The organism is Acetivibrio straminisolvens JCM 21531, from assembly GCF_000521465.1.
GTDB classification, from domain to species: Bacteria; Bacillota; Clostridia; order Acetivibrionales; family Acetivibrionaceae; genus Hungateiclostridium; species Hungateiclostridium straminisolvens.
This window is the reverse complement of record NZ_BAVR01000032.1, coordinates 11,598-24,291: the sequence shown is the minus strand read 5'-3', so window position 1 is coordinate 24,291 and position 12,694 is coordinate 11,598. Positions and strand designations below refer to the sequence as shown.

Annotated in this window: 7 protein-coding genes and 5 pseudogenes; all 12 read right to left on the bottom strand. The window is 39.6% G+C overall.

Annotated features, from left to right (window positions below; genetic code table 11):
• Window positions 1-3: 3 nt before the first annotated feature.
• The 12 genes and pseudogenes from fapR to JCM21531_RS09660 all read right to left on the bottom strand — a co-directional run bounded on the left by fapR (window position 4) and on the right by JCM21531_RS09660 (window position 12,692).
• A pseudogene (gene fapR / locus JCM21531_RS09710) lies at window positions 4-571 on the bottom strand (transcription factor FapR).
• A 458-nt stretch (window positions 572-1,029) separates the two neighbouring features.
• Entirely contained in the window at window positions 1,030-1,647 is a 618-nt protein-coding gene (gene pgsA, locus JCM21531_RS09705) for a CDP-diacylglycerol--glycerol-3-phosphate 3-phosphatidyltransferase (protein ID WP_038289346.1), read from the bottom strand.
• Complete coding sequence (rimO, locus tag JCM21531_RS09700) at window positions 1,631-2,980, bottom strand: 30S ribosomal protein S12 methylthiotransferase RimO (RefSeq protein ID WP_038289344.1); 1,350 nt, start codon at window positions 2,978-2,980, stop codon at window positions 1,631-1,633. Before rimO ends, pgsA begins: the two co-directional genes overlap by 17 nt.
• Before the next feature lie 92 nt (window positions 2,981-3,072).
• Window positions 3,073-3,324, bottom strand: a complete 252-nt coding sequence (locus JCM21531_RS09695; protein WP_038289342.1) for a hypothetical protein — start codon at window positions 3,322-3,324, stop codon at window positions 3,073-3,075.
• Window positions 3,324-3,863: a hypothetical protein gene (locus JCM21531_RS21670; protein WP_243467509.1), complete on the bottom strand. Its 540-nt coding sequence runs from the start codon at window positions 3,861-3,863 to the stop codon at window positions 3,324-3,326. The genes JCM21531_RS09695 and JCM21531_RS21670 overlap by 1 nt, the downstream gene beginning before the upstream one ends.
• Window positions 3,864-3,871: 8 nt before the next feature.
• Complete coding sequence (locus JCM21531_RS21665) at window positions 3,872-4,774, bottom strand: AAA family ATPase (RefSeq protein ID WP_243467508.1); 903 nt, start codon at window positions 4,772-4,774, stop codon at window positions 3,872-3,874.
• Window positions 4,771-5,763: a metallophosphoesterase family protein gene (locus JCM21531_RS09685; protein WP_038289340.1), complete on the bottom strand. Its 993-nt coding sequence runs from the start codon at window positions 5,761-5,763 to the stop codon at window positions 4,771-4,773. The genes JCM21531_RS21665 and JCM21531_RS09685 overlap by 4 nt, the downstream gene beginning before the upstream one ends.
• A 61-nt stretch (window positions 5,764-5,824) precedes the next feature.
• Window positions 5,825-6,525: pseudogene (locus tag JCM21531_RS09680) on the bottom strand (histidine phosphatase family protein).
• A gap of 75 nt (window positions 6,526-6,600) precedes the next feature.
• A pseudogene (locus JCM21531_RS24445) lies at window positions 6,601-7,522 on the bottom strand (dihydroorotate dehydrogenase).
• Window positions 7,515-8,299 (bottom strand): annotated as a pseudogene (locus tag JCM21531_RS09670) (dihydroorotate dehydrogenase electron transfer subunit). Before JCM21531_RS09670 ends, JCM21531_RS24445 begins: the two co-directional pseudogenes overlap by 8 nt.
• A gap of 15 nt (window positions 8,300-8,314) precedes the next feature.
• Window positions 8,315-11,527: pseudogene (carB, locus tag JCM21531_RS09665) on the bottom strand (carbamoyl-phosphate synthase large subunit).
• Window positions 11,528-11,618: 91 nt separating this feature from the next.
• Window positions 11,619-12,692, bottom strand: a complete 1,074-nt coding sequence (locus JCM21531_RS09660) for a carbamoyl phosphate synthase small subunit (protein ID WP_038289338.1) — start codon at window positions 12,690-12,692, stop codon at window positions 11,619-11,621.
• Between the last annotated feature and the right edge of the window lie 2 nt (window positions 12,693-12,694).

Genomic DNA, 12,694 nt, shown 5'->3' with positions numbered 1-12,694 from the left:
ATTTCAAATTTTTTCAAGGGACACCAAAATAAATTTCCCCCTGAACACTTCAACATTTTTCTCAGTAATCTTTACCCAAACTATAAATTTATTATCCTTTGCTTTTTTAACCTCAGCCTTGGCAACAAGCTTGCTTCCCGCATATACCGGAATCTTGTACTTTATATTTGCCACTCCAACCAAGGCTACTTGGGCATCTATCACTGCAATGGCAAGGGATTCTGCCAGGGAATATATATAATGTCCCTGAATTATTCTTGTTTTCTCAAAAACCATTTTTGAGTTGGTTTCAAGTATCGAAATACCTCCCTGCCCCAACGTTATATCAACCAGTTCTCCAACTATATCCTTAACCTGAAGTGATTTTACCTTGCTATAGTTTTTTTGTGCCACGTTTTTTTATTCTTTCCCTAAGCTCCGGAATACCCAGTTCCAGTCTGTCAAGCCTTATTGTAGGCACACTCACACCTAACATTTCAGATAGCTCTTCATCTGTAAGAAAGGGGTCATGCTCAAGTTTTTCGAGGAGTATAGCCTGCCTCTCTTTCTTCATACATGACGACCTGCTCATGTGTTCACCTCTTTTTATTCCGGGCCATTCTATAGAGTTTTTCGTCCCGGAGCAATATGGTTCTTTCTTTTTTTCAAATTATCATTGAGTAACATGTCATTTATTATATATTATATTATCTTTTTGCATAATTATTACCTGGTACTAATCTCTGATATTAAAAGTATATAATATATTTATCATATATGCAAGGATTTCCTCAATTTTTCGCAAAACATTTATTGCAATTATCCTTTAAATTCTCCTTGAAACCCTTGTATTTGCTATAGCTACAAGTTTATTTTTAATCAATACATTTTCCAAATTTTGAATTACCAATTTTATTATTCACTTTTTTATATCACAGTATTAAATGTTGCATTTCGGCTGATAAACATGCTTTGTACACTTTTTTAAATTGGGAATTTGATTATAAAAAAGAGCCAGAGCAATGTTCTCTGACTCCTTTTCTCTCTATTTTACTTGTCTTGGTTAATAACATGGGCATTTTTCACAATATATTCATAAGCGGAATAGATGGTGGCAATAACAGCAAGCAGAATTAAAATTTTGTCTATCGGAAATCCCAGCAAAACATCCACCAGATAACCTCTTACAAGTGCGGCTAAAATAGCAATAATCTGAGTAACTGTCTTGATTTTCCCCCATTTGCTTGCTGCAATAACAATTCCTTCACTGGCAGCAACAAGTCTTAACCCCGTAATTATAAACTCTCTTGCGATTATTATAATGGCAACCCATGAAGAAAGATCGTTTCTTTCTACGAGAGCAATAAGTGCAGCTGTAACTAAGAGTTTGTCAGCTATAGGGTCTAAAAACTTTCCGAAATTCGTTACCTGCTTTCTCTTTCTTGCTATATATCCGTCCAGACCATCGGTGCTTGCAGCTATAAAAAACAACATTGCTGCAATATAATTGCCGTAGTTTTCAATGAAAAAGTTTATGTCTTTAAGCTGCGAATGAGCAAAAGACAGAAGGCTGCTGTTTACAATCCATTCCGGAATCGGTATTATCAATAGCATAAAAACCGGGACCAAAATAATTCTCGATATAGTCAGTTTATTTGGAAGATTCATTTATAACCTCTCCTATTAAATCATAATCATCAACATTTAATATTTTAACATCCACAAATTCTCCAAATCTAAGAGGTTCTGCGCTGGTAAAGTAAACCGAACCGTCAATATCCGGAGCTTCCGCATAAGTCCTTCCATAGTAGAAAATACCGTCTTCAGATACCCCTTCCACCAGGGTCTTGTACACTTTGTCCAATCTATTTTCATTTTTTCTTTGTACAATTTCCTTCTGAAGCTGCATTATATCGCTTCTTCTTGACTCCTTAACACTCTTTTTTATTTGCGGTTTTAAATCATAGGCAGGAGTGCCTTCTTCCCTCGAGTAGGTAAAGACGCCAAGTCTGTCAAACTCGTATTTTCTGACAAAATCATAAAGTGCTTTAAAGTCCTTATCATCCTCACCGGGAAAGCCAACTATCAACGAAGTCCTTATAACGATACCGGGAATTTCGGCCCTTAGTTTATCCAAAATATTCCTGACACCATCACCCGTACTTCTTCTTCCCATTAGCTTCAGTATCTTGTCACTTATATGCTGAATGGGTATATCCAAATACTTTACTATTTTTTCGTTGTGTGCAATTTCTTTTATCAGCTCCTCGCTAATCTCTTCCGGATAGCTGTATAAAAGTCTTATCCATTCAATTCCCTGTATACTGCTGATTTGCCTCAGCAATTCCACAATCTTCTTTTGACCGTAAAGATCCTTACCGTAAACGGTAACATCCTGTGCCACTAAAATGACTTCCTTGACTCCTTTTTCTGCAAGGGATCTGGCTTCAAGAACTATATCCTCTATCTTTCTGCTTCTGTGAGGCCCGCGGATAGAAGGAATGGCACAGTAAGTACAGCAATTGTCACATCCCTCGGATATTTTCAAATAAGCATAACCGCCGTTTGTGGACAGCATACGCTCGTTATTCAGATATTCCACACTCAAAGTGTCCTTATGAAACACAGCTTTTTCTTTATTGTTTTTGCTGTAAAACCGGTCAATAACCTTTGCTATTTCGTCATATCCGGAAACACCCACAACCGCATCCACTTCCGGTATTTCTTTTATTATTTCATCTTTATATCTCTGGGCTAGACAACCGGCAACAATAAGCATTTCACAATTTTTATTCTTGTAACTTGCCATTTCAAGAATAGTATTTATAGACTCTTCTTTTGCAGACTCAATAAAGCCGCAAGTGTTAATAATTATAATATTGGCTTTGTCACTGTCAGATGTGATTTCAAAATCACTTTTCTTTAGTAATCCCAGCATTATTTCACTATCAACAAGGTTTTTCGGACAGCCAAGCGAAATAATACCTACCTTTTTCTTCAAATCATACACCTCATTGCCGTTAATATTTTAATATCATTTTCATTATTTATCTTAACATGCAAATTGTCAATCGTTTTTTAAACAAGTGACATTTATTGCCTCGTTACAAGTTCTTCCGGCAACAAACTTTCTGCCTTGCTTATCAGACTTTCGATTTCATCCTTAAGCTTTGCAATTTCGCTATCCAAGTTTTCGGGCTCCACTCCCAGCTCTTTGAGCTCTGAAAGTATTTCCTCCTTTTGCCTGTTAAGCTGCTCAAGCTTAGCCTCTGCCCTTATTCGTAAACTTTTTGCTTTATCCAAATTGTCCTTAATTTGATTAAGCTTTTTCTCATAGTCGGACATTAGTGCACCTCCTCATAATGTCTTATTATGTCTTCAAGCTTTTCATCACCAATGCTGCTTTTACATAGAGGACATACTCCGTTTTTTCTAAGAATATCTATATATAAATTAAGATTTTCCTGTATCTCCTTTTTATTCTTCTCCATAAACGCCAAACCGTCATTTAGACTGCCGCAGGTTGCACTGTATTCTTTTTTGGCTCCTTCAAGTTTATTCAATACTTCCAGCTTTTTATCAATGGAAATCACAATATCTTGTACCAAATTTACTTTTTCATAATAGGATACTTTGTCTTTTAGCACCGATATCTCTCGATTTAGAGAAACAAGTCTTTCCCGAACCTGAGTAATTTTTGAACTAAGCAAAACCCTGTCAGAAATCTTTTTTATGATTAAATCAAAGTCCTTGACATTTTCTGTCCTGTCAAGAATGTTCTTTGTTATGTTAAGCTCCCTGCTAACATCGGTTAACTCCGAACGTAATTTACTAAGCATTTCATGTCGTGAGGAAATATCCGATATATCCTTCAAAAGCTTCATTGCCTCATCTACAGTGTCTGTTTTTCCAAAACCTTTTCCATCTCTGCTATCATGGTCATAATTTCAGAATATCTCTTTTTTACGCCCAATATCTGATTTAGCCTAAGGAAACCCAGTTCAGCAGCTTTTAAATACACGCTGCATTCTTCCAGTCTGTCAAGCCTTGAAAGAATCCTTATCTGAGCCAAATACTGGGCATCAATATCCTGAAGGGAATGCTTTTTCTCTTCGAGCATATCGGTTTTTGCCATCAAAGCTTCCATTTTGGCAATTATCTTTTCCGATTCTTCTAGCCTGTTTCCCAATTCCTTTATATTTTCATATTCTTCAAGCTTTTTGTCAATATCGTCAATCTCATTGCGAACCCTGTCGCAGGTCTGGTTTTCCCTTCTTATATCCGTAGCGCAGTCTTTTATTGCCTGGTCAATTATATGAATCCCAGTCAGCCTTCCTATGGCTTTTGCCCGGGTAGCACCGGATTCCGATAAAAGAAACGGCCCTTCAAGCTGCTCTCCAATGTTGAGACTGGCACGAATATCCATGTCTAAAACAACTTTTGGGATGCCATGGGCCTTTACGATTTCTAACGGCACTTCATTGCCAAATCCCTCAAATATACTTACATTTCCTTCAGGGTCTCTTAGAGTATACCTGTTTTTACTTGATGTTCTTTCCCGAGTAATGACATATCCGTTGTTAAGCTCTATAGAAACCCTAGCAGAATTTGCTCCCTGCCTTATAAAATCAGTGCCCCTGGGTTCATTATACAAAACCCATTTAATAGCCCGGATAATTGCAGACTTCCCCTGGTCCGACGGTCCCACAATAACATTAAGTCCGTCGGAAAATGAAAGCTCCGTATTCCGGTGTGACTGAAAATTCTCAATCTTTATCCTATTAATCCTTATCATTCGTCATCCTGTCCCTTTGACAAATTCTCTCGTGCAATTCCAATCCTTCTTAGAGCTTCCTCCTTAACCTCCCGGCTCAAATCATCGCTTAAGGCAATCTCTTCAACTATTTGAGAAATATTTATTTTTTTGTACTTTTCCGATGCCTCGATACCCTGATAAAACCGGTGCAGTTTTAAGTTTCTATCCTTTGCAGCCTCAAGTTTTTCCCGGTCAAGCACCTCATCTCCCGGCCGGGCGGTTTTTAGCTCAATTTCTTCTATATGTATTCCGCATCCGTCAAGCTCCAAAAAAACAACCTCAGGTCTTCTTCCAAGCTCCGTCAAACTGCTCGAAACCCTTACAATGCTTCCCGGATTTATAAAGTATTTCGAGTTGATTTCCCTGACACCAAATCCGCTGTGATAGTGACCGGCAAAAGTTATATCCGCCTGCGTTTCTTTTATATCATCCAGCAATGTATATTTAATACCCTCATAGAAAGGCTTCAAAAGAAGCATCCCGTGAACTATGTTTATGGCATAATCCACATCAGCTCGTTTTTTTACAATATAATAATCCCTGAAATTCTCACCGTCAATATCATAATTGTAAGGCTTTCCGGTGAGCTGAACGGTTATTCCGTCCTTTTCCAAAATCACCTCGTCATCATAACCTAAAAGATTTATAATCCCGGTTCCTTCAAGAAGGCCCAGCATTGTCCTTCCCACCGTTTCAGGATTATGACCGTAGATATCATGATTGCCGGCCACAGTGTAGATGGGTTTGTCAAAACTCTTTATAATAACGGCAAATTCCCTGACTATGGAAGGAGAAATATCGGGTCTGTCGAACCAATCCCCTCCATGCAGTATATAATCAACCTTAAGCTGCTTGGAAATATCACCTATCTCATAAAATTTATCTTTTAGCGTCTCATAAAAGTTATCTTTTCTGTTTTTCGGCGTTGTTCCTCTAATGTGGGAATCTGTAAAAAAAAGAAACTTCATTGGGACTCTCTCTTTCCAGCACCTTCAAACATTATTAACCTCTATAATGTTTGAAGGAACTTTACATACTCTCCTTTTGCTTTCTTTGTTCGTATTTTTCATTGTATTCCTGCCACCATTTCTGGTTTTGCACGGTGCAAAGCTCTTTTTCCAAATGAGAAGTATCTCCCTCTAGTATTATATCAAATTTTCCATCCTCATAATCCAGTATGGTCACAGAAGTGTTGTCATACCATTGAACGTTTATCATTTCTGTAAGATCGCAATTATTAAAATAACACATCATGGATCTAATCGCCGTTCCATGGGTAACAATACATATATTTTTTCCCTTGTTATCGTCGATAATGTATTTTACCTCATCAATCAACCTTTTCTGAAATTCCACCATGGACTCTCCGCCAGGCATTTTATGTTCATGAGCCTGTTCTCCCAACTGTCATACTCTTCCGGCCACAAATTCGGCAGCTCTTCCCACTCTCTGTTTTCCCATTCTCCTCCGTTTATTTCCTTGAGCTTATCAGTTCTTATTATAGGGAGGTTTTTCACATCAGCAATATACTGGGCAGTTTGAAGTGTTCTTTTCAAACTGCTGGAATAAATAACATCAACTTCAACATCTTTAAGCCTCTCGGCAACCCTTTGAGCCTGCAAATGTCCTCTCTCGGTAATAGATGAATCGGTCCAGCCGTGAAATACCCTGTTGAGGTTCCCTTCAGCCTCGGCATGACGAACAAATATTATTCTGGTTTTTATTGCCATCACCCTCTTGCAGTTATTCGTTTGAAATTTGTATAGAAACAAATTAGGTACAATATATAATATTATATCATTCTATCAATTGAGCTCTAACTTTCCTATTATTTCATAAACGCTGCTGTGGTTATACATTTCAAGGTAGCTTTTTATTCCTTCCATGACATCAACACATGCAGCAGGATTTATAAAATTGGCTGTTCCCACCATAACCGCACTTGCTCCTGCCAGCATAAACTCAACAGCATCCTCGCCACTTGATATTCCGCCCATTCCTATAACAGGTACTTTGACAACACTGGCAACTTCATATACCATTCTCACTGCAACGGGTTTTACCGCAGGGCCTGAAAGACCTCCCACATTGTTGGCCAGTATCGGCTTTTTTTTGTGTATGTCAATGGCCATCCCGAGAATTGTGTTTATAAGGGAGAGAGCATCGGCTCCGGCTTCTTCCGCGGCAACAGCTATTTCTTTTATATCGGTAACATTTGGTGTAAGCTTGACTATAAGCGGTTTTTTGCAGTATTTTTTTACTTTGCTTGTAATCTCGCTTATCCCTGCCAGAGAATTCCCAAAAGCAACACAACCCTTTTTACATTGGGGCAGGAGACATTAAGTTCAATAGCATCAATATCCGCATCCGACAACTGTTCTGCCATTTCGCAGTAATCTTCTATAGTATTGCCCGCAATATTGGCAATTATTTTTGAATCATACTTTCTTAAGAAAGGAATCTCATCTTCTATAAAGGCTTTAACGCCGGATTTTGAAGACCCACACTGTTTAGAATACCCGCCGGAGTCTCTGCAATCCTAGGCGGCCTGTTTCCCTGCCTTTTTTCCAAAGTAAGTCCCTTTACCGATATTCCTCCGATTTTATTTAAGTCCATGTAATCGGCAAACTCCCTGCCAAACCCGAAAGTTCCGGAAGCTGCTATAACAGGATTTTTAAGCTTTAATCCGGCAATATCAACACTTAAATCAATAATTTTTTCAGTCATCCAAAATCACCTCATCACTCCAAAAAACAGGCCCATCTTTACAAACATGGCTGTATTCCCAATTATCCGGCTTTCCGGTCTTGCACGCACATACAAGACATGCTCCAATTCCGCATCCCATTCTCTGTTCTAAAGACACCTGGCATTTGATGCCGGCCTTTTGAGCCATATCTTTTACCTTTCTAATCATCGGCATGGGACCGCAGGTGTAAATAATATCAAATCCCCTTTCGGCAATATCTTTGTCAAGAAGGTCCGTAATTATTCCTTTATAGCCCACGCTTCCGTCATCCGTGGATATGGAAAGCCTGTCGGAAGCAGCTTCAAATTCATCAGTCATTACCACATAGTCACTGCTTCTAAACCCTAAAAAGGCAGACTTGTCCGATTCTTTCATCTCTTTTAACAGATAAAGCAGGGGGAATATGCCTATTCCTCCCCCTACCACTGCAATACGCTTATATTGCCCAGATACATGGAACGGTTTTCCCAAGGGACCTATCAAATCCACTTCGCTTCCGGACCTTTTTTGGGACAGGTATTCGGTGCCGATTCCTTTTACCTGAAAAACAATATCAAATGTTCCCCGTTCCTTGTCAACGCTGCATATGCTTATAGGCCTTCTTAGAAGAGCATTTAGCCCTTCACAGCACTTTACGTTTACAAACTGCCCCGGACGGCATTTTTAGATATATATTCGGATTTAACGGTCATTTTATAAATTGATTTAGCTATTTTCTCAATATTCTCAATTCTTTCCTTTAATACCTTGGACATGGCATCCTCCGCTTACTAGTTATTAAATACACTCAAATCTAAAACTCCAAGATCTTTTTCATTTTTTCCCAGCTTTATGCATTCCAGCACCGCTCTTGCGGTATCAAGGGATGTAAGACAAGGTATCGACATCTCAACAGCTTTTCTTCTTATTTTAAAGCCATCCCTTTCAGGCTTTCTTCCCTTTGTAGGAGTATTAATTATGAGGCTTATTTTGCCCGACTCAATCAAATCCAGCAGGTTTGGCTCACCTTCGCCGATCTTTTTCACGGCATTGGTGGCAATTCCCTGGTTGTTTAGCATGTTGGCAGTTTTGCCTGTGGCATAAAGCTCAAATCCCAGCTTCTCAAACTCTTCTGCCAATTGTATAAGCTCGGGCTTGTCGGTATCCCTCACGGTCATGAGTATTGCCCCGCCTTTTTTGGGAAGCTTGATTCCTGTTGCAATAATTCCCTTGTACAGTGCATCGGGGAAGGTTTTTGCTATACCCAAACTTCGCCGGTAGACTTCATTTCAGGTCCTAGGCTTGTGTCAACGTCATGGAGTTTTTCAAAGGAGAATACGGGAACTTTTATGGCTACATACTCGGATTCCTTGTAGAGTCCTGTACCGTAGTTGAAATCCTTGAGCTTTTTGCCCATCATTATTCTTGTGGCAATATTTACCATAGGTATTCCCGTTACCTTGCTTATATACGGAACGGTACGGCTTGAACGCGGATTAACCTCTATAACATAAAGTTCATTATTGTAATACACATACTGTATGTTGATCAAACCTACTACGTTAAGAGCGTTGGCAAGCTTTTTAGTATAATCTACAATCTTTTCCTTAAGCTTTTCTTCTATTGTTTGTGTCGGGTAAACGGATATGCTGTCTCCGGAGTGAACACCGGCTCTTTCCAGGTGCTCCATTATACCGGGTATCAAAATATCCTCACCGTCACATATTGCGTCAACCTCAATTTCTTTACCCATCATATATTTATCTATCAGGATAGGATGCTCCTGTTTTACTCTGTTGATAATCTCCATAAATTCAATTACGTCTTTGTCACTGTAAGCTATCTCCATTCCCTGTCCGCCAAGTACATACGACGGTCTTACCAATACGGGATAACCCAAGTCGTTTGCAGCTTTCAAAGCTTCGTCAAGGGTAAATATTGTCCTTCCTTTAGGTCTGGGAATACCGAGATTTTCAAGAATTTCGTCAAATTTCTCACGGTCTTCGGCGGCATCGATATATTTGGGTTCGGTACCGAAAATTTTTACTCCCATTTCAACAAGAGCTTTTGTGAGTTTTATAGCCGTCTGCCCGCCAAACTGGACAATAGCTCCCTCAACTCCTTCTTTCTCCACAATGTTCTCCACATCCTCAGGAGTCAGAGGTTCAAAGTACAGCCTATCCGCTGTGTCAAAGTCAGTACTTACCGTCTCGGGATTGTTGTTTGCGATTATAGTCTCATAACCTTCTTGCTTTAATCCCCATACCGAATGAACCGAGCAGTAGTCAAACTCAATACCTTGTCCTATCCTTATAGGACCCGAACCTATTACCAAAACCTTTTTGCTGTTCGATTTCTTAACCTCGCAGCATTCGTCATAGGTGGAGTAATAATAAGGTGTCATAGCCTCAAATTCTGCGGCACAGGTATCAACCATTTTATAAACGGCATGAATGTCAAGCTCTTTTCTTTTTGCCGTAACTTCCTTTTTACCGCAGCCAATATAGTTTGCTATAACTGCGTCGGTAAAGCCCATCTTTTTAACTGTTCTTAAGTTTTCTTTATCAAAATCCGAAAGCTTCATGGTTTTTAATTTTTCTTCCATGAGAACCAGCTTTTTGATTTTATTTAAGAAGAACAAATCTATCTTTGTAATATCGTTAATTTCCTCTACTGTTATACCTCTTCTAATTCCCTCGGCAATAACAAGAAGTCTTTCATCATTAACATCCTTTATCTTTTCCCTTATTTCCTCATCACTGAACTTTTTGTAAATATCCTGCTCCAGCGTGAAAATACCCAGCTCCAGGGATCTTAGCGCCTTCATCAGGGCCCCTTCAAAGGAGCTGCTTATAGCCATTACTTCACCGGTAGCTTTCATCTGCGTTCCTAAAGTTCTTTTTGCCTTTACAAACTTGTCAAAAGGCCATTTCGGTATCTTGAGTACAACATAGTCCAAAGTAGGTTCGAAGCATGCATAGGTCTTTCCTGTTACTGCATTTTTAATTTCATCAAGACCATAGCCTATAGCTATCTTTGAAGCAACTTTTGCAATGGGATAGCCTGTTGCCTTTGATGCCAACGCTGAGGAACGGCTAACCCTCGGATTAACCTCAATTACCGCATATTCAAAACTGTTGGGATTTAGAGCAAACTGAACATTGCAGCCTCCCTCTATGCCCAACGCGGAAATTATCTTTAATGCTGCTGAGCGAAGCATCTGATATTCTCTGTCCGCAAGAGTCTGGGAAGGAGCGACAACTATACTGTCCCCGGTGTGAACTCCAACCGGGTCAATATTTTCCATATTACATACCGTGATTACATTACCCTTGCCGTCCCTCATAACCTCGTATTCAATTTCTTTCCATCCTGAGATACATTTCTCAATAAGGACCTGATGCACCTGCTGAGCCTCAAACCGTTGGAGCCAATCTCCTTAAGTTCTTCCTCATTATACACAATACCGCCGCCGGTTCCTCCTAAAGTATAGGCAGGACGTACAATAACCGGATAACCGATTTCCTTTGCAAAGTCCAGTGCATCCTCTATTGTATTTACCACCTTGCTGGCAATACAGGCTCGCCTATTCTTTCCATGGTATCCTTAAAGGCCTGTCTGTCCTCGGCCATTTTTATCGCCTCGGTAGCGGTTCCCAAAAGCTTTACGCCATACTCATCCAAAAATCCCGACTCTGCCAACTCCATAGCAAGATTAAGTCCTGTCTGCCCTCCCAAAGTAGGAAGAATGCTGTCGGGTTTTTCTTTTATTATAATGTTCTTTACAACCTCTACTGTAAGAGGCTCAATATATACTTTATCAGCTATATTGGTATCTGTCATGATTGTAGCAGGGTTGCTGTTAACCAGCACCACTTCTATATTTTCTTCTTTTAAAGCCCGGCAAGCCTGAGTCCCGGCGTAGTCAAACTCCGCCGCCTGACCTATTACAATAGGACCCGAGCCTATTACCAGGACCTTTTTTACATCGTCCCTTTTTGGCATTTAATTTCCCCCTCATATATTAAATCTTCTTCCAATAATAATCGTCGCCAAAATAAACTTTAAAGCTTCTAAATACTTGAGCAATAGCTTTCTATTGCAAATTTTTCCTCATCATCTCAATAAACTCGTCAAACAGATACGCAGTATCCGCAGGACCCGGTGAAGCTTCCGGATGAAACTGCACAGTAAATACCGGTATATCCGTATATCTTACACCTTCAACAGTTCCGTCGTTCATATTCCTGTGGCTTACTACCATCCTTGATTTATCTATGGATGACTCAACAATAGTATATCCATGATTTTGCGAAGTAATATATGTCAAATCCTTTTCGATATCCTTCACCGGATGATTGGCTCCTCTGTGACCGTATTTCAGTTTTTCGGTGTCGGCACCGTTTGCAAGGGCCGTCAGCTGATGTCCAAGACAAATTCCAAACATGGGTTTCTTGCCCATAAGCTTCTTTATCGTTTCAATGGTAACAACACAATCCTTCGGATCGCCCGGTCCGTTTGAAAGCATTATTCCGTCGGGATTAATCGCAAGGATATCCTCTGCTTTAGAATCGGCAGGAAAAACATGCACATCGCATCCTCTATTTAAAAGAGAGCGTACAATATTATGCTTTAAGCCTAAATCTATCAATGCAACTTTAAATCCGTCGCCTTTATAATGCAAAACTTCCTTTGTTGTAACACACATAACCGGATCCTTTATAACATAAGCCTTTATCTCATCAATTTTTTCATCAAAATTGAAATTGGGATCCGTTGTAATTAACCCCTTCATTGTTCCCTTCTCTCTCAAAATCCTGGTAAGAGCCCTTGTGTCAATTTTCTCTATTCCTATTATGTTATTTCTTTTAAGATAGCTGTTTAATGTCTCTTCCGCTCTCCAATTGCTTGGGCTCTGGCAAAGCTCCCTAACAATAAAGCCTTTCACTTGGGGCCTTTCAGACTCTATATCTTCATTATTCACCCCATAATTTCCTATTAAAGGATAGGTCATTGTCACAATCTGTCCGCAATAGGACGGATCGGTCAAAACCTCCTGATATCCTGTCATACCTGTATTAAAAACTATTTCTCCAATTACTTCTCCTTCAGCACCGAAACTTTCGCCGTGAAAAATTGTGCCGTCTTCAAGAGCCAGAATAGCTTTCATAA